Annotated in this window: 19 protein-coding genes; 5 read left to right on the forward strand and 14 right to left on the reverse strand. The window is 74.9% G+C overall.

The genetic code is table 11. The features are described from left to right. Positions 1–9 precede the first annotated feature (9 nt). From ACGRHY_RS20255 to ACGRHY_RS20285, 7 genes are all read right to left on the reverse strand, one after another. The gene (locus ACGRHY_RS20255; protein ID WP_394636738.1) at positions 10–633 is read right to left on the reverse strand and encodes a GntR family transcriptional regulator; all 624 of its coding nucleotides are present in this window, start codon (positions 631–633) and stop codon (positions 10–12) included. A gap of 117 nt (positions 634–750) precedes the next feature. Beyond that, positions 751–2538 (reverse strand): 2-oxoglutarate dehydrogenase, E2 component, dihydrolipoamide succinyltransferase, encoded by a 1788-nt coding sequence (gene sucB / locus ACGRHY_RS20260; RefSeq protein ID WP_394636739.1) that lies wholly within the window; start codon positions 2536–2538, stop codon positions 751–753. 59 nt (positions 2539–2597) lie between these two features. Then, positions 2598–3986, reverse strand: coding sequence for a dihydrolipoyl dehydrogenase (lpdA, locus tag ACGRHY_RS20265; protein ID WP_394636740.1), 1389 nt, complete (start codon positions 3984–3986; stop codon positions 2598–2600). A 410-nt stretch (positions 3987–4396) separates the two neighbouring features. Then, entirely contained in the window at positions 4397–5956 is a 1560-nt protein-coding gene (locus tag ACGRHY_RS20270) for a leucyl aminopeptidase (protein ID WP_394636741.1), read from the reverse strand. A 188-nt stretch (positions 5957–6144) separates the two neighbouring features. Next, complete coding sequence (locus tag ACGRHY_RS20275) at positions 6145–6975, reverse strand: adenosylcobinamide-GDP ribazoletransferase (protein ID WP_394636742.1); 831 nt, start codon at positions 6973–6975, stop codon at positions 6145–6147. Positions 6976–7087: 112 nt separating this feature from the next. Continuing rightward, a complete protein-coding gene (locus ACGRHY_RS20280) occupies positions 7088–8215 on the reverse strand; it encodes a nicotinate-nucleotide--dimethylbenzimidazole phosphoribosyltransferase (RefSeq protein ID WP_394636743.1) in 1128 nt (375 codons plus the stop codon). A gap of 41 nt (positions 8216–8256) precedes the next feature. After that, positions 8257–9468: a bifunctional adenosylcobinamide kinase/adenosylcobinamide-phosphate guanylyltransferase gene (locus tag ACGRHY_RS20285; protein WP_394636744.1), complete on the reverse strand. Its 1212-nt coding sequence runs from the start codon at positions 9466–9468 to the stop codon at positions 8257–8259. Between the two features lie 191 nt (positions 9469–9659). Here ACGRHY_RS20285 and ACGRHY_RS20290 point away from each other — a divergent pair, with 191 nt between their 5' ends. Then, positions 9660–9872 carry a hypothetical protein gene (locus ACGRHY_RS20290; protein WP_394636745.1) on the forward strand — a complete coding sequence of 71 codons (213 nt, stop codon included), beginning with the start codon at positions 9660–9662 and terminating at the stop codon, positions 9870–9872. A 57-nt stretch (positions 9873–9929) separates the two neighbouring features. Here the strand turns inward: ACGRHY_RS20290 and ACGRHY_RS20295 are convergent, their stop codons facing one another. The 3 genes from ACGRHY_RS20295 to ACGRHY_RS20305 all read right to left on the reverse strand — a co-directional run bounded on the left by ACGRHY_RS20295 (position 9930) and on the right by ACGRHY_RS20305 (position 12581). Beyond that, positions 9930–10994 (reverse strand): S1C family serine protease, encoded by a 1065-nt coding sequence (locus ACGRHY_RS20295; protein WP_394636746.1) that lies wholly within the window; start codon positions 10992–10994, stop codon positions 9930–9932. Between the two features lie 155 nt (positions 10995–11149). Next, a complete protein-coding gene (locus ACGRHY_RS20300) occupies positions 11150–11917 on the reverse strand; it encodes a class I SAM-dependent methyltransferase (RefSeq protein WP_394636747.1) in 768 nt (255 codons plus the stop codon). Between the two features lie 61 nt (positions 11918–11978). After that, positions 11979–12581, reverse strand: coding sequence for a DUF3043 domain-containing protein (locus tag ACGRHY_RS20305; RefSeq protein ID WP_394636748.1), 603 nt, complete (start codon positions 12579–12581; stop codon positions 11979–11981). Between the two features lie 258 nt (positions 12582–12839). Between ACGRHY_RS20305 and ACGRHY_RS20310 the strand changes: the two genes are divergently transcribed. Together ACGRHY_RS20310 and pspAA are read left to right on the forward strand one after the other, a co-directional pair. Continuing rightward, positions 12840–13637: a PspA/IM30 family protein gene (locus tag ACGRHY_RS20310; protein WP_394638129.1), complete on the forward strand. Its 798-nt coding sequence runs from the start codon at positions 12840–12842 to the stop codon at positions 13635–13637. Between the two features lie 76 nt (positions 13638–13713). Then, on the forward strand, positions 13714–14004 hold the full coding sequence (gene pspAA, locus ACGRHY_RS20315) for a PspA-associated protein PspAA (RefSeq protein ID WP_394636749.1): 291 nt from the start codon (positions 13714–13716) through the stop codon (positions 14002–14004). A 29-nt stretch (positions 14005–14033) separates the two neighbouring features. Here the strand turns inward: pspAA and ACGRHY_RS20320 are convergent, their stop codons facing one another. Together ACGRHY_RS20320 and nadA are read right to left on the reverse strand one after the other, a co-directional pair. Beyond that, positions 14034–14948 carry a GNAT family N-acetyltransferase gene (locus ACGRHY_RS20320; protein ID WP_394636750.1) on the reverse strand — a complete coding sequence of 305 codons (915 nt, stop codon included), beginning with the start codon at positions 14946–14948 and terminating at the stop codon, positions 14034–14036. A gap of 62 nt (positions 14949–15010) precedes the next feature. After that, entirely contained in the window at positions 15011–16231 is a 1221-nt protein-coding gene (gene nadA / locus ACGRHY_RS20325; protein WP_394636751.1) for a quinolinate synthase NadA, read from the reverse strand. 244 nt (positions 16232–16475) lie between these two features. Between nadA and erpA the strand changes: the two genes are divergently transcribed. Beyond that, positions 16476–16832 (forward strand): iron-sulfur cluster insertion protein ErpA, encoded by a 357-nt coding sequence (erpA, locus tag ACGRHY_RS20330; RefSeq protein WP_394636752.1) that lies wholly within the window; start codon positions 16476–16478, stop codon positions 16830–16832. 177 nt (positions 16833–17009) lie between these two features. On the opposite strand, the gene ACGRHY_RS20335 is transcribed toward erpA, so the two are convergent. Then, positions 17010–18485 carry a hypothetical protein gene (locus ACGRHY_RS20335; protein ID WP_394636753.1) on the reverse strand — a complete coding sequence of 492 codons (1476 nt, stop codon included), beginning with the start codon at positions 18483–18485 and terminating at the stop codon, positions 17010–17012. Positions 18486–18699: 214 nt separating this feature from the next. Between ACGRHY_RS20335 and ACGRHY_RS20340 the strand changes: the two genes are divergently transcribed. Beyond that, complete coding sequence (locus ACGRHY_RS20340; protein WP_394636754.1) at positions 18700–19674, forward strand: carbohydrate kinase family protein; 975 nt, start codon at positions 18700–18702, stop codon at positions 19672–19674. Between the two features lie 42 nt (positions 19675–19716). On the opposite strand, the gene ACGRHY_RS20345 is transcribed toward ACGRHY_RS20340, so the two are convergent. Continuing rightward, the gene (locus ACGRHY_RS20345; RefSeq protein WP_394636755.1) at positions 19717–21177 is read right to left on the reverse strand and encodes a cysteine desulfurase/sulfurtransferase TusA family protein; all 1461 of its coding nucleotides are present in this window, start codon (positions 21175–21177) and stop codon (positions 19717–19719) included. Positions 21178–21240 lie beyond the last annotated feature (63 nt).

Here is a 21240-nt window from a genome sequence, read left to right on the forward strand (position 1 = left end):
TGCCGCGAATCAGGCACGGGGTGCACATCCCAGGACGTGTTCCTTGACCAGCTCGCCGATGCGCGGATCGCGCCCGCGGAACGCCTCCACGACCGCCTCGTGCTCCTCGGCGTACGACTGCTGCCGGGTGCCCAGCCAGCGGATGGCGAGCGTGGTCCACACCCCGATGCCCAGCGACTCCCAGGTGTGCAGCAGCACGCTGTTCCCGGCCGCGCGCACCAGCTCGCGGTGGAAGGCGACCGTGTGCCGCACCTGCGCCTCGCCGTCCCCGGCCCGGTCCGCCTCGTACAGCCGCGCCACATGCTCCTCCAGCACCGAGACGTCCTCGGCCAGGCGGCCGGCGGCCAGCTCGGCGGCGATCTGCTCCAGCCCGGCGCGCACCGGGTAGATCTCCTCCAGATCGGCCGCCGTCAGGTTCCGCACCCGTACGCCCTTGTTCGGCGCCGACTCGATCAGCCGCAGCGCCTCCAGCTCGCGCAGCGCCTCGCGCACGGGCGTCTGACTGACCTCCAGCTCCACGGCGATCCGCCGCTCCACGATGCGCTCGCCCGGCTTCCAGCGCCCGCGGACGATGCCCTCCACGATGTGCTCGCGGATCTGCTCGCGCAGGGAGTGGACGACGGGCGGGGCCATGGGCGCTCCTTGTCTGCCTTCTTCACGGGGAGGACAACGACGATACGGGCCCCGCCCGCACGGCGGCGCCCCCGCCCGGAACGGGTCCGGGCGGGGGCGCCGCCGTGCGGGGAGCGGTCAGAGACCCAGCTCGCCCTCGAACTCGCCGGCCTCCAGGCGGGCCTTGACGTCCGTCAGGTAGCGGGCGGCGTCCGCGCCGTCGACCAGCTGGTGGTCGTAGGACAGGGTCAGGTAGACCATGTCCCGGATGGCGATGGTCTCGCCGAGCTCCGGGTGGTCCACCACGACCGGGCGGCGCACGGTGGCACCGATGCCCAGCTCGGCCACCTGCGGGTAGTTCACGATGATCGTGTCGAACAGCGCACCGCGCGAGCCGGTGTTGCTGATCGTGAACGTGCCGCCGGACATGTCGTCCGGGCTGAGCTTGCCGGTGCGGACCCTGCCCGCCAGCTCCGCGGTCTTCTTGGCGATGCCGGCCAGGTTCAGGTCGCCCGCGCCCTTGATGACCGGGACCATCAGACCCTTCTCCGAGTCCACCGCGATGCCGATGTTCTCGACGTCGTGGTAGGTCACGGTCCCGTCGTCGTTGATCTTGGCGTTGACCGACGGGTGGGCCTTCAGCGCCTCGGCGGCGGCCTTGACGAAGAACGGCATCGGGGAGAGCTTGACGCCCTCGCGGGCCAGGAAGTCCTCCTTGGCCCGGGCCCGCAGCCGCATGATCCGTGTGACGTCCACCTCGACCACGGTGGAAAGCTGCGCCTGGTTGTGCAGCGCCTTCATCATGTTCTCGGCGATGACCTTGCGGATGCGGGTCATCGGCACCGTCTGGCCGCGCAGCGGCGACGGCTCGGCCTTGGCCGGGCCGCGGCCCGCCGGTGCGGCGGCCGGGGCCGAAGCGGCCCGCGCCCTGGCCGCTTCGGCCGCGGCCACGACGTCCTGCTTGCGGATACGGCCGCCGACGCCGGTGCCCTTGACGGCGGACAGGTCGACGCCGTTCTCGGCGGCGAGCTTGCGCACCAGCGGTGTCACGTAGGCGCCCTCGCCGCCGCCGCCGGCCGGTGCCGGTGCCGGTGCCGGTTCCTGCGCCGGGGCGGGCGCGGGAGCCGGAGCGGCGGGCGCCTGCTGCGCCGGAGCGGGGGCGGGCTCGGGCTGCGCCTGCGGCTCGGGCTTCGGCTCGGGTGCCGGGGCGGGGGCCTCGGCCTGCGGCTCGGGCCGGGCCGGAGCGGGGGTCTGCGCCGGAGCGGCACCGGCGGCACCGATCACGGCCAGCTTCGCGCCGACCTCCGCCGTCTCGTCCTCGCCCACCACGATCTCCAGCAGGGTGCCGGAGGCGGGGGAGGGGATCTCGGTGTCCACCTTGTCGGTCGACACCTCCAGCAGCGGCTCGTCGGCCTCGACCTCCTCGCCGACCGACTTCAGCCAGCGGGTGACGGTGCCCTCGGTGACGGACTCGCCGAGCGCCGGCAGCACCACATCGGTGCCCTCCGCCGCACCGCCGGAGGGGGCGGCCTGCTGCTGCGCCGGAGCGGGGGCGGGCTCGGGCTGCGCCTGCGGCTCGGGCCGGGCCTGTGCCGGGGCGGCCTGCGGCTCGGGAGCCGGGGCGGGGGCCTCGGCCTGCGGCTCGGGCTGCGGCTCGGCCTGGGCCTGGGCCTGGGCGGGAGCGCCGGAGCCATCGTCGATCACGGCCAGCTCGGCGCCGACCTCGACCGTCTCGTCCTCGGCGACCTTGATGGAGGACAGGGTGCCGGAGGCGGGGGAGGGGATCTCGGTGTCGACCTTGTCGGTCGACACCTCCAGCAGGGGTTCGTCGGCCTCGACGTGCTCACCCTCGGCCTTCAGCCAGCGGGTGACGGTGCCCTCGGTGACGCTCTCGCCGAGCGCCGGCAGGGTTACGGAAACCGCCATGGTTTCGGTTGCTCCTAACGAAAAGTGCGAATGGCGTGGTGCTCTCGCGCCCGGGAGGGTCAGTCGTGGGAGTGCAGCGGCTTGCCGGCCAGGGCCAGGTGGGCCTCGCCGAGGGCCTCGTTCTGCGTCGGGTGCGCGTGGAGGAGCTGCGCTACCTCGGCGGGCAGAGCCTCCCAGTTGTAGACGAGCTGGGCCTCGCCGACCTGCTCGCCCATCCGGTCACCGACCATGTGGACGCCGACCACGGCACCGTCGCGGACCTGGACGAGCTTGATCTCGCCCTGCGTCTTGAGGATCTTGCTCTTGCCGTTGCCGCCCAGGTTGTACTTCAGCGTCACGACCTTGTCCGCGCCGTGGATCTCCTTGGCCCTGGCCTCGGTCAGACCGACGGAGGCGACCTCCGGGTGGCTGTAGGTCACGCGCGGCACGCCGTCGTAGTCGATGGGCACGACGTCCATACCGGCCAGCCGCTCGGCCACCAGGATGCCCTCGGCGAAGCCGACGTGGGCGAGCTGGAGGGTCGGGACGAGGTCGCCGACGGCCGAGACGGTGGGCACGTTGGTGCGGCAGTACTCGTCCACCAGGACGTAGCCGCGGTCCATGTTCACCCCGGCCTCCTCGTAGCCCAGGCCCTGCGAGACCGGGCCGCGGCCGATGGCGACGAGCAGCAGCTCGGCCTCGTACTCCTTGCCGTTGGCCAGGGAGACCTTCACGCCGTTCCCGGTGTACTCCGCCTTCTCGAAGAAGGAGCCGAGCGAGAACTTGATGCCGCGCTTGCGGAAGGCGCGCTCCAGCAGCTTGGAGCTGTTCTCGTCCTCGGCCGGCACCAGGTGGGGCAGGCCCTCGACGATGGTGACGTCGGTGCCGAAGGACTTCCACGCGGAGGCGAACTCGCAGCCGATGACGCCGCCGCCCAGGATGACGACGGACTGCGGCACGCGGTCCAGCTTCAGCGCGTGGTCGGAGCTGATGATCCGGTTGCCGTCGATCTCCAGACCCGGGATCGACTTCGGCACCGAGCCGGTGGCCAGCAGGATGTGCCGGCCCTCGTAGCGCTGCCCGTTCACGTCCACCGAGGTCGGGGAGGAGAGGCGGCCCTCGCCCTCCACGTAGGTGATCTTGCGGGAGGCGATCAGCCCCTGCAGGCCCTTGTACAGACCCGAGATCACGCCGTCCTTGTACTTGTGGACGGCCGGCATGTCGATGCCCTCGAAGGTGGCCTTGACTCCGAAGCCGGCGCTCTCGCGCGCGGAGTCGGCCACCTCGCCGGCGTGCAGCAGGGCCTTCGTCGGGATGCAGCCGTAGTGCAGACAGGTACCGCCGACCTTGTCCTTCTCGATCAGGGCGACGTCCAGACCCAGCTGCGAAGCCCGCAGGGCAGCGGCATAACCGCCGCTACCGCCTCCGAGGATCACTAGGTCGAAAACGGTGCTGGCGTCGTTCGCCACGTCACGTCCTCCATGCATGGGTACGCCGGAGCCGGTCCGTCGGAGACCGGGCGGCTGTATGTTCGGCCGCTTCTTGCTCGGCCCTGTGGGTTGAGCGGGCCCTGTCCTGCCGAGACAACATCTTTGCACTTGTCGGCGGACAGTGGGACGCCGGGCCGGTGTCCCAGCCCCTCATACCCGGATGAACTGGAGGATTGCGAGCGGGTACGCGTGTCTACCGGAGAGTAGGCCGGCGGGGATCGCTCACAGCGAACGCGGCCCGGCCGGAACGGGCCGGGGCCGGCCGCGACGACCGCCGGGGCTCCGGAGGCTTTCCGCCTCCGGAGCCCCGGCGGAAGGACGGCGCGCGGGCCGCCCCGGCCGGGCCGCCGCGGTCACCGGGCGGCCGCCGGGCGGCCGCCGGGCGACCGTCAGAGAACGTCCCCCGCCGCGGCGCGCTCGGCGAGGCGGACGAGGGTGCGCACCGCGCAGCCGGTGCCGCCCTTGGGGGTGTAGCCGAAGGGGCCGGACTCGTTGAAGGCCGGACCGGCGATGTCCAGGTGCGCCCAGGCGGTGCCCTCGGCGACGAACTCCTTCAGGAACAGGCCGGCCACCAGGCCGCCGCCCATCCGCTCGCCGATGTTGGCGATGTCGGCGATCGGCGAGTCCATGCCCTTGCGCAGATGGCCGGGGAGCGGCATCGGCCACGACGGCTCGCCCACCTCGGCCGCGCTGTCGTGGACGACCGTGCGGAAGGCGTCGTCGTTGGCCATCACGCCGAACGTGCGGCCGCCCAGCGCCAGCATCATCGCGCCGGTCAGGGTCGCCACGTCCACCACCGCGTCCGGCTTCTCCTCGCACGCCCGGGTCAGGGCGTCGGCCAGCACCAGGCGGCCCTCGGCGTCGGTGTTGAGCACCTCGACCGTCTTGCCGCTGTACATGGTCAAAACATCGCCCGGCCGGGTCGCCGTGCCCGACGGCATGTTCTCCGCCAGCGCCAGCCAGCCGGTGACGTTCACCCGCAGGCCGAGACGGGCGGCGGCGACCACGGCGGCGAAGACGGCGGCGGCGCCGCTCATGTCGCACTTCATGGTCTCGTTGTGGCCGGCCGGCTTGAGCGAGATGCCGCCCGAGTCGTAGGTGATGCCCTTGCCGACCAGGGCCAGGGTCTTCTTCGCCTTGGAGTGGGTGTAGGACAGGCGAACCAGGCGCGGGGGTTTCGCCGAGCCCTGCCCGACACCGAGGATGCCGCCGTAACCGCCCTTGGCCAGGGCCTTCTCGTCCAGCACCTCCACCGTCAGCCCGTGCTCCTTGGCCGCGCTCTGCACAGCGGAGGCGAAGGACTTCGGGAACAGGTCGTTGGAGGGGGTGTTGATCAGGTCGCGGGCGCGGTTGACCTCCGCGGCCAGCACCTCGGCCCGCTCGGCGGCGGCCTTGTGGGCCTTGTCGCGGGACCCGGCGCCGAGCACGGTGACCTCGGCGAGCGGGGCGCTCCCGTCGCCGCCCCTGCCGTCCTTCTTCCCCTTGGCAGCGCTCTTGCCGCCCTTGTCGTCCTTGCCGCGGTACTCGGTGAAGGAGTAGGCACCCAGCAGCGCGCCCTCGCAGACGGCGGCCAGGGACGCGTCGTCCCCGGCCGGCAGGGCGAAGCCGGCCTTCTTCCGGCCGGCCAGCGCGCGGGCGGCCGCACCGGCCGCGCGGCGCAGCGCCTCCGGGTCGTACGGTCCGTCCCCGTCCGGGGCGTCACCGAGTCCGACCGCCAGCACCAGATCGGCCTTCACTCCGTCCGGGGCCGGCAGCTTGGTGACCTCCCCCTCGCCGCCCGACGCGCCGAGGGTCTCCAGAACGCCGGCCAGCCTGCCGTCGAACGCCTGGTCCAGGGGCTCGCCGCCCGGGGCGACCACGGGCCCGTCCGGGCCCTTGGTCACACCGACGACGACGGCGTCCGCGCGCAGCGTCGCGGCGGACGAGGAACTGAGAGTGAGAGCAGACACAGTGGTGGGAATCCCTCTTCCGATGGGCAAGCCGAGTGGATGTGCACGGCTTCGGGCACGGGCCGAGCCTACGTCGCGGCCCGAAGCACCCCGCCGTCGGCTCCGGACGGTGGGTTCCGCCGCCGTCCGGAGCCGGTGGCGGAGCGTGACGGGGACACGGACCGTCCCGCGGAATTCTCCGAGGGGCGCTAACCCTGCGCAAGCACCACCAGGCAGGTGGTCAGCGCGGTTTCGCCCACCGCGCCGAACACGTCACCGGTCACCCCGCCCAGTCTGCGGCGGCAGCGGGCCAGCAGCAGGTGCGCCGCGCCCAGCGCCAGGACGACCGCCGCGGCGCACCGCAAGGCCCCGTACGGCCCCCACACCGCCCCCGCGCCCGCCGCCGCCAAGGCCACCGCCGCGCAGGTCGCGGCGGCGGCCCGGAGGGGCACCGCCCCGGCGACCGCCGCGCCCAGCCCCCCGGGACGGGCCGCGGGGACGCCCTCGCGGGCGGCGAGCGTCAGCGCGGCGCGCGCGGTCACCGCCGAGACGGTCACCGCGACCGCGCCCCACACCCAGCCGGCGGCGTACGCCCCGGCCACCGCCGCGACCTGGGCCAGCAGTACCAGCAGCAGGGTGACCACCCCGAACGGGCCGATGTCGGAGCGCTTCATCACCTCCAGCGCGCCCTCGGCGGGACGGCCGCTGCCCAGACCGTCGGCGACGTCCGCGAGCCCGTCCAGATGCAGACCGCGCGTCAGCACGGCGGGTACCGCGACGGTGGCGACCGCCGCGAGCAGCGGTGAGGCGCCCAGCAGCAGCGCGGCGCCCCCGGCGGCGGCCGCGCACAGCCCTGCCACCAGGCCCACCAGCGGGGCGCACACCATGCCCGCGCGGGCCGCGGCCCGGTCCCAGCGGGCCCCGGAGACCGGCAGCACGGTGAGCGTGCCGAAGGCGAAGCGCACCCCGTCCCGTACGCCGGCGGGCGGCGGGGCGGCGGGCGGGTGCGGGTCCTGCGACGGCTGCGGGGCGGTGTCCACGGGCTCTCCTGCGTTCTGCCCGCGCGAGGCCGGCCTCGCGCGGGCGGTGGGGCCGTCCCCGGCGGGGCCGGTGTTCGGCGGCCGTACGCACACGGGCGGTCGGCGTACGGGCTCAGGTGGCGTCGAGCATCCGCGCGGCGCCGGTCCGGTCCGCGTCCGGCGCCGCGGTGTCCTCCCGTTCCTCCCGCTCACGGCGCACCGGCAGTTCCGCCGCCAGCGCGGCCGCGGCCCGGACCAGGGGGAGGGCGAGCAGCGCGCCGGTGCCCTCGCCCGCGGTGACGCCGTGGTCCAGCAGGGGGTCGAGCGCCATCCGGTCCAGCGCCTTGGCCTGTGCGGGCTCCCCGCTCGCCGACCCGGCCAGCCACCAGTCCGGCGCCCGGAACGCCACGCGCTGGGCGACCAGCGCGCACGCGGCGGAGACCACGCCGTCGAGGATCACGGGAGTGCGGCGCACAGCCGACTGGAGCAGGAAGCCGGTGATCGCGGTCAGGTCCGCCCCGCCGACGGTCGCCAGCAGCCTGAGCTGGTCCCCCAGGACGGGCCGGGCGCGGCGCAGCCCGTCGCGGATCGCCGCGCACTTGCGCATCCAGGCGAGGTCGTCGATGCGCCCGCCGCCGCGGCCGGTGACCACGGAGGCGTCGGTGCCGCACAGGGCGGCGACCAGCACCCCGGCCGCCGTGGTGCCGCCGACGGAGATGTCGCCCAGGACCACCAGATCGGTCCCGGCGTCGGCCTCCTCGTCGGCGACGGCCATCCCGGCCCGGAAGGCGCGCTCGGCCTCCTCGGCGGTCAGGGCGTCCTCGGTGTCCAGGCGTCCGCCGGAGCGCCGCACCCGGTGGCGGGTGACCTCCCCGGGCAGCTCGCCCGGGTCGCAGTCCAGCGACATGTCGACGATCCGCAGCGGCACGCCGAAACGGCGTGACAGCACCGCCGCCGGACTCGTGCCGTCCAGGGCGGCGCGCACCAGGGCGTGCGCGCCCCCGGCGGGCCGGGCGGAGACACCCAGCTCCGCCACCCCGTGGTCCCCGGCGAACAGCACGGCCCTCGGCCGTGAGACCGGCTCCACGGGAACGCGGCCCTGCGCCGCCGCCAGCCACTCGCCCAGTTCGTCCAGCCGCCCCAGCGCCCCGGCCGGCAGGCCGGTCCGGGCGCGCCGCTCCTCGGCATCCCGGCGGACGCCGCTGTCGGGACGTTCGATGAGGTCGCCGAAGTCGTCGAGATTCAGGCTGCCGTCGCTCATGGGGCGACACTACCGTCCCCCGTACGGTCCCCGGCCGGCGCTCAGCCGCGCAGCGGCAGGGCCGTACCCGCCGTGACCAGCAGGACGTGCTCGCACTCGGCCGCCACCGCCGCGTTCAGCCGGCCCAGCTCGTCGCGGAAGCGGCGGCCGGCGGCGGTGGCGGGCACCACGCCCGAGCCGACCTCGTTGCTGACCGCCACCACCGTGCGGGAGGCGGCGCGGAAGGCCGAGACCAGGGCGCCGGTCCGCCCGGCCAGCGCGCGGGGGGCCTCGCCGCCGCCCCAGCGGTCGTCGTCCCAGGCGCCGGCGCGGTCCATCGCGTCGGTCAGCCACAGGGCCAGGCAGTCGACCAGTACCGGCGGGGCGTCCTCGGCGGTGAGCAGCGGCACCAGATCGCAGGTCTCGGCGGTGCGCCAGGAGGGCGGGCGGCGCTCCCGGTGGGCGGCCACCCGCGCCGCCCACTCCCGGTCGCCGTCCCGGGTGCCGCCCGTGGCGACGTAGAGCACGTCCGGGAAGGCCGCCAGCCGTCGCTCGGCCTCGGCGGACTTGCCCGAGCGCGCGCCGCCCAGGACCAGCGTGCGCCGGGGTGGATCGGGTACCGCCCGGTAGTCGCCGACCACCACCGTGGTGCCGTCCGGCTCGGTACGGGCCCCCGCGGCGGCCAGCCGCCGGTGCAGCTCCGGGCCGGGCGGCACGTCGTGGTCGATGTGGACGGCCAGCACGTCCGTGGTCGGGCCCACGGCCCCGGCCGCCCGCAGCCGGGCGAGCGCGTCGGGACGGCCCAGGACGTCCATCAGCACCAGGGCGTACGGGGTGCGGGAGCCGCCCGGCGGCTCCTGCGCGAGCCCGGCCCCCGGCGGCAGGTACAGCAGGCGCTCGCCGTCGGGCCCGCCGATCTCGTACCCGGTGCCCGGCGCGTCCAGCGCCACCGCCCGCACCCGGTGGCCGCTGATCAGCGTCAGCCTCCGCCCGTCCGGCACCCGCACCGGCACGGGCAGCCCGGCCGGGACCTCCGGGGCCGGCCCCCCGTGGGGGTGGGACAGCAGCACCTGCCGCACACCGTGCAGCGAGCTGCCCGCGCGGGCGGCCGCCAGAGCGGGGCCGGGGGTCAGGTCGAGCAGCAGGACGCCGTCCACGAGCAGCGCGGTCGCCGCCCGCGCCTTCGCACGGGCGGAGGTGGCACAGGCCGCGCAGGGACAGCCGGGCCGGGGGAGGCCGGCGGGGGCGCCGGTGCCGAGCAGAGTCAGTTCCACGGCACGATCGTCTCGCGCCCGCCGGGCCGCCGCGCGAGGGGGGGGCGGGGCCGGTCCGCGCGGATCGGCCGGGCAGGGCCTACTCTGCGGACAGCGGGACAGGATCTGTGGAACGTGAGGCCGCACCCGGCGCGGTACGGCACGGGGACGAGCCGCGGACAAGGCACGGACAAGGGACAGGGGAGGCGCACATGGCGTGGACGTGGCGGTTCGAGAAGGCCGACGGCACGGAGACGGAACCGGCCGTCCGGCCCGAGGAGTTCTCCACCCAGGGAGACGCGGAGAGCTGGATCGGCGAGACCTGGAGGGAACTGCTGGAGGGCGGCGTCGAGCAGGTGAGACTGCTGGAGGACGGCACCGAGATCTACGGGCCCATGAGTCTGGGCGCGGCCGGGGGGGCCTGAGGGACCGGGACCGGCGGGGACCGGCCCTCCCGGGCCGGTCCCGGGGCTCCGGGACCGTCAGCGCTCACCGAGGGTGACCGCGACGGTCCGCTCCTCGCCGTCGCGCCGGTAGACGATCTTCACCTCGTCGCCCGGCTCGCGGGAGGCCAGCGCCTCCGCCAGCGCGGTGGTGTCCGGGGTCTGCTCGCCGCCGAGCCCGACGATCACGTCGCCCGCCCGGAGCCCGGCCTCGTCCGCCGCGCCGCCTTCCCGGACCTCCACGATCGCGACCCCGGCGGGCCGGTAGTCGTCGCCCAGGACGGTGCGCACCGTCGCCTCGATCGCGGCCTCGTCGGAGTCGACCACCTCGCCGTGCTCGATCATCTGGTCGGCCAGGTGCCGGACGGTGTCGGAGGGGATGGCGAAACCCAGGCCCGGCGCCGTGCCGCCGTCCCCGCCGGGGGAGCGGGCGGCCAGAGTGGGTACGCCGATGACGCGGCCGGAGAGATCGACCAGCGCACCGCCGCTGTTGCCCGGGTTGATCGGGGCCGATGTCTGGATCAGGTTGCCGATGGTGGCCTCGGCGCTGCCCTCGCTGATGGCGCGGCCGGTGGCCGAGATGATCCCCTCGGTGACGCTTGAGGACAGCCCCAGCGGGTTTCCCATGGCCAGGACGATCTGGCCGACTTCCACCTCACCGGAGTCCCCGAAGGTCGCCGGGCGCAGGCCGCGGGGCGGGTCGGTGAGTTTCACCACCGCCAGGTCCTCCTCCGGGTAGCTGGCGACCAGCTCCGCGTCCAGCTCGTCCCGCCCGGTGGCCATGGTGATCCGGAACCGCTCGGTGTCCCCCACCACATGGGCGTTGGTGACGATATGGCCCTCGTCGTCGTAGACCACGCCCGAACCCAGCCCCTCCCGGGTGGTGACCTGGACGACGGACGGCAGGACCTGGTCCACCACCTTCTGGAAGGACTCCTGCAGATCGCCGGCCGCGGTCGGCACGGGAACGGTTGCGCTGGGGGAGGGCGAGGCGTCGGCGCCGCCGGAGGATTCCGAGCCGGTGCAGCCGGCGAGCAGCGCGGCGGCCGCGCACAGGGCGGCGGCGCCCGTGCGGCGCCCGCCGCGCAGTGGGGAACGGGTCATGGGAACGAGCGCCCCTTCGCTGGTCCTGCGCTGGTCTCCGCAGCCGGGTGCGACCGGACCGCGGAGCGTCCGCGTTCCCCCGGGAAGCCGCCGGAAACCGCGACGCGTCCGGCGGACGCGCGGAGCGCGCGGGGCGCGCGCGGGACCGGGGGCGCTCAGCCGCGCACGGCGCACAGGTGCAGCAGCGCCGCCACCGCACGGTACGGATCCGCGCTCCCGGCCCGCTCCTCGGCGGACAGCAGCCGCCGACCGGCCTCGCCGCCGGGCAGGGCACCGCCCTCACCGGTGAAGACCCGCACCCCGTACCACCGGTGCACCGGAGTGCTCATTCCGGCCAGGGTGGCGGTCAACGCCTCGCGGCGCAGGGCGCGCTCGGCCGGGTCGGGCGGGGCGAGGCGGGCGAGGGCACCGGACCAGTCGCCGGCCAGCCCCGGCCGCATGGCCGCCGCCTCGGTGTTGGGCACCAGCAGCGACAGCAGCCCGCCGGGGGCCAGTACCCGGCCCAGCCCGGCCAGCAGCGGGCCCACCTCGTCGCCGGGAGCCAGCACCCCGTGGCAGAGCACCACGTCGAAGGAGCCGGGCAGGAAGTGCGCGCCGGTGCTGCGGCTGTCGCCCGGGACGACGCGCGTCCGCTCCCGTATGCCCGCCGGCTCCCCCTCCAGGCACCGGCGTACGGCGTCCGCCCGCCCGGGGTCGGGCTCCAGCCCGGTCACCTCGTGCCCGGCGCGGGCCAGCGCCAGCGCCTGCGACCCGTCGCGCAGCGCCACGTCCAGGACACGCAGCCGCCGCCCCACGGGGAAGCGCGAGGTGATCTGCTCCTCGAGCTGCCGGGCGACCAGCGCCTGCCCCACGGCGTCGTCGTGGCGCAGACCGTCGCGGGGTGCGTCCGCGTGGTGCTCGTCGTGTCGTACGGCTGTGTCCATCGATGGGTCCGTCGGTGGTCCTCGGTGCTCCGCCGGGGCCGGGGTTCCGCCCCGTGCCCCGTCAGCGGCGCGGGGCCTCGCCGCGGGCGATCTGCGGCTTGGGCAGCCGCATACGGCGCATCTGGAGGGTGCGCATCAGCGCGTACGCCACCGAGCCCCGCCGGTTCTCGTCGGGGAAGCGCTCGGCCAGGGCCTTCTTCAGCCGGAAGCCGGTGAGGACGGAGTCGACGACGATCATCACGATGACGCCCAGCCACAGCAGCAGGGAGGCGTTCTTCACCTGCATCGACGGCATCATGCTCAGGATCAGGATGACCACGGCCAGCGGCAGGAAGAACTCCGCGACATGCCACTTGGCGTCGACGAAGTCACGGGCGTAGCGCCGCACCGGGCCGCGGTCGCGGGCCGGCAGGTAGCGCTCGTCGCCGCCGGCCAGGGCCTCGCGCTGCCGCGCCAGCTCGGCGCGGCGGGCCTCGCGGGCGCGCCGGGCGGCCTCCTTGCGGTCGGCCGGAGGTTTGGCCACGGCACGGCGCAGTGCCTCGGCCTCGCTGCGCTTGGGCGTGGGGCGGCCCTTGGGGGCCTGCGGGTCACGGCGCTGCCCGGTCGGCTCCGCGGCCTGGCCGGGAGATGCGGTCTGCTCATCACGAGAACGGCTTCGGAACACACCGCCAAGAGTACGGGGCGACCAGGTGTGACCCCCACCCCCACGGGGAACGATCCGGCAACGGCGGGTCGCCGTACCCCCTGCTACTTCCTGGGCGGGAGAAACACCGTTCGCCGATCGTCCTGGAGGAGGAGCACATCCGGGTCCGAACAGTGCGGTAATGGGAGCAGGGCCCGTAGGGTGGGACCTGTCGGTGTGCGAGGTTCAGTCCGTCTTCGAAGGGGGCGCGCGAAGCCCATGAGCGGTGTTATGAAGCGTATGGGGATGATCTTCCGCGCGAAGACCAACAAGGCCCTGGACCGGGCCGAGGATCCGCGCGAGACGCTCGACTACTCGTACCAGAAGCAGCTCGAACTGCTGCAGAAGGTGCGCCGCGGGGTCGCCGACGTGGCGACCTCCCGCAAGCGGCTGGAGCTCCAGCTCAACCAGCTCCAGGGCCAGTCCGCCAAGCTGGAGGAGCAGGGCCGCAAGGCGCTCGCCCTCGGCCGCGAGGACCTGGCGCGCGAGGCGCTCTCCCGCCGCGCCGCCCTCCAGCAGCAGGTGACCGATCTGGAGCAGCAGCACCAGACGCTCCAGGGCGAGGAGGAGAAGCTCACCCTCGCCGCCCAGCGCCTCCAGGCCAAGGTGGACGCCTTCCGCACCAAGAAGGAGACCATCAAGGCCACCTACACCGCCGCCCAGGCCCAGACCCGCATCGGCGAGGCCTTCTCCGGCATCTCGGAGGAGATGGGCGACGTCGGCCTGGCCGTCCAGCGGGCCGAGGACAAGACCGCGCAGCTCCAGGCCCGGGCCGGGGCGATCGACGAACTGCTCGCCTCGGGAGCCCTGGACGACTCCAGCGGACTGGCCAAGGACGACATCGCGGCCGAGCTGGACCGCATCTCCGGCGGCTCCGACGTGGAGCTGGAGCTCCAGCGCATGAAGGCCGAGCTGGCGGGCGGCACGGGCGGCGACCGGCAGGCCATCGAGGGCGGGCAGGACCAGGCCGCGCAGCCTCAGCAGCAGCCCCAGCAGGCACCGCGGTCCCAGGACACCCCCCGTTTCGACAAGCAGTAGCAGCAGCGGTACGCCGGGGGCATCACCCCCGGCGTACCGGGCACCCGTCCTCCGGGAAGCCCGGAAGGAGATCGCCGTGATCGTACGGATCATGGGTGAGGGGCAGGTCAGGCTGGACGACAGCCATCTGCCCGGCCTGAACGCACTGGACGACGAGCTGCTCCACGAGATGGAGCACGGTGACGATGCGGGCTTCCGCCGCACCTTCGACGCCCTGCTGGACGCCGTGCGCTCGCTGGGCGCGCCCCTGCCGGACGACGCACTGGAGTCCTCGGACCTGATCCTGCCCGAGCCCGGCGCCACGCTGGAAGAGGTGCGCGCCATGCTGGGCGAGGACGGCCTGTTCCCCGCCGACGCCCCCGCCTGAGGGGCCGGGAGCCCTCGCGGCGGCGGCCGCTACGGGAAGGCGGCGCAGGGGACGTACGGCGACGGCGGCCGCATCCCGCGCAGCCCCACCCAGCCCGCGGTGCCCGGCTCCAGTCCCGCGGCCAGACCGACGTCCAGCGCCCACTGCTGCTCGGCGGTCAGGCCCTCGATCCGCACCCGGCGGCCCTCGCCCGCCGCACCCAGGGCGGCGGTCAGCAGCCGGGTGGCCAGCCGTCGTGAGGTCGCGCCCAGCAGCTCCACCCGGACCTCGGAGCCCTCAGTGCCCCCGGTGCCCCCGGTGCCCCCGGAGAGGTAGCAGTAGCCGCTGCCGGCGAAGTCGTCGGTGACCAGCAGCCTGGCGTGGCGCGGCAGCTCCTCGTGGTCCGGCCCGTGGGCGCCGCCGCGCAGCCGCCGGTCCACCGAGTCCATCAGGTCGCGGTCTTTTGGGCCGCCCCCGGCCACCGCGCCGTCGGGGGCGGGTAGGGAGGCGGTCGAGACCTTCCCCGTCAGCCGGGTGGCCGGGTGCAGCTCCAGCCCCGCACGGCGGCAGACGCGGGCCGCGACCGGGTGGGGCGGCACCAGGGCGATCCCGCGCAGGCAGCCGCGGCCGTACTCCAGCGCACGCCCCAGCAGGGCCCCGCCCACGCCCCGGCCCCGAGCCTCGGGCAGCACGGCGAGCAGCGACAGCCCCCAGGTGCCCTCCCGGCGGGTGGACAGCACGACCCCGACGGGGCGCCCGGCGGCGTCCTCGGCCAGCCAGCAGCCGCCGGGATCGGTACGGGCCAGATGGCGGGCGTGGTGCGGGCGGCGGACGGCCGGGGCGGGCAGCGGCGCGTCCCCGTGCGGCCCGCCGCACGGGGACGCGGGTGCCGGAAGGGCGGCGTCCGCGACGAACCGCACGGCCTGGGCGTCGTCCTCGCGGTCGCGTACCGGGCGCAGCAGCATGACGGCCATCCTGGCCGACCGCGCCGCGCCCGGTCACGCGCGTCGCGCGGAACGCCCGGGCATCACGGCAGGGCGAGCATCCGCTCCAGGGCCAGCTTGGCGAACTTCTCGGTCTCCGTGTCGACCTGGATGCGGTTGACGACCTTGCCGTCGGCCAGCGACTCCAGGGCCCACACCAGGTGGGGCAGGTCGATCCGGTTCATGGTCGAGCAGAAGCAGACCGTCCGGTCCAGGAAGACGACCTCCTTGCCGTCGGGGGCGAAGCGGTTCGCCAGCCGGCGCACCAGGTTCAGCTCGGTGCCGATCGCCCACTTGGAGCCGGCCGGGGCCGCTTCCAGGGTCTTGATGATGTGCTCGGTGGAGCCGACGTGGTCGGCCGCCGCGACGACCTCGTGGCGGCACTCGGGGTGCACCAGCACGTTGATGCCGGGGACGCGCTCGCGCACGTCGTTCACCGAGTCCAGCGTGAAGCGCCCGTGCACCGAGCAGTGGCCGCGCCACAGGATCATCCTCGCCGCCCGAAGCTCCCCGGCGGTCAGACCGCCGTTCGGCTTGTGCGGGTTGTAGACGACGCAGTCCTCCAGGGACATCCCCATGTCCCGCACGGCGGTGTTGCGGCCCAGGTGCTGGTCGGGCAGGAACAGCACCTTCTCCCCCTGCCCGAAGGCCCAGTCCAGCGCCCGCCCGGCGTTGGAGGAGGTGCAGATGGTGCCGCCGTGCCGGCCGGTGAAGGCCTTGATGTCGGCCGAGGAGTTCATGTAGGAGACCGGGACGGTGGTGTCGGCGACGCCCGCCTCGGTCAGTACGTCCCAGCACTCGGCGACCTGCTCGGCGGTGGCCATGTCCGCCATGGAGCAGCCCGCGGCCAGGTCGGGCAGGACGACCTGCTGCCGGTCGGAGGTGAGGATGTCGGCGGACTCGGCCATGAAGTGCACGCCGCAGAAGACGATGTACTCCGCCTCCGGGCGGGCGGCGGCGTCCCGGGCGAGCTTGAAGGAGTCGCCGGTGACGTCGGCGAACTGGATGACCTCGTCGCGCTGGTAGTGGTGGCCGAGCACGAAGACCTTCTCGCCCAGCCGCTCCTTCGCCGCGCGGGCGCGCTCGATCAGGCCGGGGTCCGACGGGGAGGGCAGGTCGCCGGGGCACTCCACTCCGCGCTCGCTCCTCGGGTCGGAGTCGCGGCCGAGGAGGAGCAGGGCCAGCGGGGTCGGCTGGACATCCAGGGCGTCCCCGGGGGTGGCCGGGACGGGGGCGGAAGGCGGGGCGGTGTTCACGGCACGCACCCTTTCATCGGCTCAGCGGGTCTTTTCGTCGGATTGACGCTATCTATCATAACCCCTTCACGTCATATTGACGATGCCGATCGCGTCAGTGTGACGCATCCCCGCCCGTGCGCGCGGGAGTGACCGCCGGGCGCCGGGTATGCGAGCATGAAAGACGCAAAGACGCGCCCGGCCTGGAATGAAACCGGGAAGCCGCCTGTTGAGCAGGCGGCAGAGCAGTCCGTACAACCCGGGAGAGAAGCAGATGTCCGTATCGGACGAGACCGCTGTGACGACTGACGGAATCATCCTGTCCGACGCCGCCGCGGCGAAGGTCAAGAACCTGCTCGAACAGGAGGGCCGCGAGGACCTGGCCCTGCGCGTCGCCGTTCAGCCCGGCGGCTGCTCCGGCCTGCGGTACCAGCTCTTCTTCGACGAGCGGTCGCTGGACGGCGACGTCGTCAAGGAGTTCGACGGTGTCCGCGTCGTGACCGACCGGATGAGCGCCCCGTACCTGGGCGGCGCCTCCATCGACTTCGTCGACACCATCGAGAAGCAGGGCTTCACCATCGACAACCCGAACGCCACGGGCTCCTGCGCCTGCGGCGACTCCTTCAGCTGAGCCGCTCCGGCCGAGCTGCCCGCCGGTACCGGCGTACACGGCATGCCGAAGGCGGCGGCCCCCCGACCGGGGGGCCGCCGCCTTCGGCATGCCGTTTCCGGCACGTCGCACGTCATGCGGGGAAGGAGAGGCGGAGGGCGCGGGCCGGGCGGGCGGCGGGGCCCTCCCCCTCGCTCCTCACTCCCGCGGAGCGCCCTCGGGAAGCCGCTCGCCCTCCTCGTCCAGGAGCTCGCGGTCGCCGACCGGCTCGTCGAGCCCCACCTCCACGGTCATGTCCTTGGCGATCATCACACAGGCCTTGCCCGGCTCCCGGGGCTCGCCGGTGATCCGCACCGTCACCTTCCCGGCGCCCTCCTCGGCGCTCGCGCTGTACTCGTCGCACACCCCGCCCCAGAAGTGGACCGTGAGCGTGCGGTCCTTCGGCCCGTACTCCTCGACGTAGGTGGCGGTCCTGATCCGCTCCTCGGGACGCGGGCCCGGCGCACCCGGCGCGGACGTGGGGGTGTCGCCGTCCCCGGAGGAGGGCGGCGCCAGGAACTCCGGCTCCACCGCCGGGTGGGCCACCGTGTGCGTCCCCCCGCCCGTCGGCGCCACCTCGAACAGCCAGGACGGAACGAGCAGTTCGCGCCCCTGCGAGGAGTACGCCGACAGCCCGAACGCCGCCCCCGTCACCTCCACCGGCTCGCTGTCCCCGGCCGGGCCGCAGGGCTCGGGACCACCCGCGCCGCCAGGCCGCTCCGGATCGCCGTCGGCGGGCGGGACGTCTCCCGGCCCCCCGGCCCCCGGCCCGGCGCTCCCCGGCTCCGCCTTCGGCCCGCCCTTCTCCGGCGGCCCGGAGCACTTCAGGCCCAGGTCCACCCGGCCGCCGCGCTCGTTGAGCGCGGCCAGGGCCTCCCCGGCGTCCATGACCGGATACTCGGCGCCACCGTCCGCCTTCGCCAGCGCGGCCGCCCGCCCGCTGCCGCTCGCCAGCGCGCCCCCGTGGCCGACACCGATCTCGGTCGTCCAGCCGTGGACGGGCAGCCCGTCCTGCCGGGGCTCGACGCGGACGATCCGCAGCCCGCCCCGCTCCTGCCCGGCGTCCACCTCGGCGCCCTCCAGGCCGAGGGCCTCCACCACGGGCCGGGCCGCCTCCTTCGCCTCCTTCTCGGAGATCTCCCCGGCCTTCAGCGGCACCGCGCCGGTGAACGACCAGGCGCCCGAGGCGGTGTCCACGGTCAGGCGCCTGTCCTCGCCGCCGACCGTCCAGGAGCCGTCCTTCCCGCGGACCTCGCCGCGCACCTCCAGCGCCTTCGCCAGCTCGGCCACCTCGTCCTCGCCGACCTTCCCGGCGGGCCGGTAGACCGGGGCCGAGGCGGGGCCGTCGGGCAGGGGAACGGACGCCTTGTAGACCGGGCCGCCGGGGGCCGGCTCGCCGGGCGCGATCCCGCGCTCCGGCGCGGCGGCGCGGGCCTGCCCGTAGCCGTCCAGGACCAGCGGCGCGGGCCTGTCCCGGTCGCTCTGCCGGGCCGCGTCCGAGGCCCCGCCGCTCCCGGCGGTCGAGGCCCAGTACGCGCCGCCGCCTCCGGCCAGCAGGACGGCGAGGGCCACCGAGACGGTCGTCAGCCCGCGTCGCCGGGTTCGGGTGGATTCCGGGGTGTGGTCGGCGCTCACCGCATCGCTCCTTCGGGTTCCGTGCACCGTGTGCCCGCATGCCGCGCGTCCCCGGTGCCCTGTCTTCCAGCCGTGCGCCGATGTGACGGGAGCGGGCCGCGGACGGTTCCACCGGCGCGCGGCCGTGGGGGAAAGTGACGCAGGGGGTGGGCGGGAGCAGCCGAGGAAGTAGCGTGGTGCATCCGCAGTCCCGCCTCCCCAGGAGCAGCCCGCCGTGCGTATCGCAGTCACCGGCTCCATCGCCACCGACCATCTGATGACCTTCCCCGGCCGCTTCGCCGACCAGCTCGTCGGCGACCGGCTCCACACGGTGTCACTGTCCTTCCTGGCCGACGCGCTCAACATCCGGCGCGGCGGCGTCGGCGCGAACATCAGCTTCGGCATGGGCCAGCTCGGGGTGCGCCCGATCCTCGTGGGAGCGGCGGGCGCCGACTTCGAGGAGTACCGCGCCTGGCTGGAGCGGCACGGCGTGGACACCGCGTCGGTGCGCATCTCCGAGATCCTGCACACCGCGCGCTTCGTGTGCACCACCGACACCGACCACAACCAGATCGGCACCTTCTACACCGGCGCCATGAGCGAGGCCCGGCTGATCGAGCTCAAGACGGTCGCCGACCGGGTCGGCGGGCTGGACCTGGTCCACATCGGAGCGGACGACCCCGAGGCGATGATGCGCCACACCGAGGAGTGCCGCACCCGCTCCATCCCCTTCGCCGCCGACTACTCCCAGCAGCTCGCCCGGATGGAGGGGGAGGAGATCCGCGGACTCACCGAGGGCGCGGCCTACCTGTTCACCAACGAGTACGAGGCCGGGCTGGTGGAGTCCAAGACCGGCTGGAGCGCGCAGGACATCCTCGACCGGGTCGGCGTCCGTGTCACCACACTGGGTGCCAGAGGGGTCCGCATCGAGCGGGCGGGCCGGGAGGCTCTCACCGTCCCCTGCCCCGACGAGGAGGCCAAGGTCGATCCGACGGGCGTCGGCGACGCCTTCCGGGCCGGCTTCCTGTCGGGCCTGGCCTGGGACCTCGGGCTGGAACGCGCCGCACAGATCGGCTGCATGCTCGCCACGCTGGTGATCGAGACGCTGGGCACCCAGGAGTACGAGCTGAAGCGCTCCCACTTCCTGGAGCGCTTCACCAAGACCTACGGCGAGGACGCCGCGGCCGAGGTGCGGGTCCGCCTGTCCTGAGCGGCCCCCGGGCCCCGGCGGGGACCGGGGCGCGGGGGATCATCAGGCGGTGCGGCGCACCCGGTAGGTGTGGCCCCGTACGCCCAGGTACTCGTGACCGCGCATCTCGCACCAGGCCGGGACGTCCAGCCGGGCCGCCTCGTCGTCGGCGAGCAGCAGGACCGTGCCGCCCACCGGCACCCGGTCGATCACCTTCGCCAGCTCGATCACCGGGATCGGGCAGCGCTTGCCCCGGGAGTCGACGGTGAGCGCCGCCTCCCGGCCGGGGGCCGCGGCCTTTGGTCCGCCGTTCCCCTCACCCTCCCCGCCGCCGCCCTGCCCGCCGCCCGCCCCGGCCCTCCCGGCCGGGGCGGAGGAGGGCGCCCGGAGCCCGTCGCGCACCTCCCGCACCGCTTCCGGCAGCACCGCCAGGAAGGCGTCGACGTCCGTCTCGGCCGTGCCCGGCGGCAGCGAGACCCGGACGTTGCCCTCCGAGAGCACCCCCATCGCGCGCAGCACATGACTGGGGGTCAGCGTGCCGGAGGTGCACGAGGAGCCGGAGGAGACCGAGAACCCCGTCCGGTCCAGGGCGTGGAGCAGCGCCTCACCGTCCACGTACAGGCAGGAGAACGTCACCACGTGCGGCAGCCGGCGCACCGGATCACCCACCACCTCCACGTCCGGCACCAAGGCGGGCACCTCGGCGCGTACGCGGTCCACCAGGGCGCGCAGCCGTGCCGCCTCGGTGTCCGCCCCCGCCCGCACCGCCCGCAGCGAGGCCGCCGCCGCCACGATCGCGGGGAGGTCGGCGAAGCCGGGGGAGCGACCCGACTCCCGCTCGTCCGCCGGGGCCGGGGGGGCGAACCGCGCCCCCTTGCGCACCGCCAGCAGACCGACCCCGCCCGGGCCGCCCCACTTGTGCGCACTGGCCGCCAGCAGCGACCACCGCCCGGGCACCGGGCCCCACGCCAGCGACTGGGCGGCGTCCACCAGCAGCGGCACCCCGGCATCGGCGCAGGCCCCGGCCACCTCCTCCACCGGCTGCTCGGTGCCCACCTCGTGGTTGGCGGACTGCAGGCAGGCCAGCGCGGTCCCTCCCTCCGGGGAGCCGCTCTCCCGCAGCGCCGCGCCGAAGGCCGCCGCGTCCACCCGCCCCGTGCGGTCCACCGGCACCCGGACCACCGTCCCGCCGCCGGCCTCGTGGGCCCCGGCGGCGTGGAGCACGGCGGAGTGCTCCACCGCGGAGACCACCAGGGCGCGGCCGGCCCGCCGCCTCCCGGCGAGCGCGCCCGCGATGCCGGTGTGCAGGGAGCGGGTGCCCGACGGGGTGAAGACCAGTTCGTCCGGGCGGCATCCCACCGCCTCGGCCGCCGCCTCGCGCGCCGCGTCCAGCAGCAGCCGGGCCCGCCGTCCCTCCCGGTGCAGCCGGGCGGGATCGGCCCAGCCCTCGTCGAGCGCGGCGAGCAGTGCCTGGCGGGCGACGGGGTGGAGGGGGAGCGAGGAGGCTGCGTCGAAGTAGGGCACACCGGCACGCTAACGCGCCCGACGCGCCGCGTGCCGCCGGGGCCGTACGGGTCGTGGAGGCGG

The sequence above is a fragment of the Streptomyces shinuiensis genome, from assembly GCF_043660855.1.
Classification (GTDB): Bacteria; Actinomycetota; Actinomycetes; order Streptomycetales; family Streptomycetaceae; genus Streptomyces.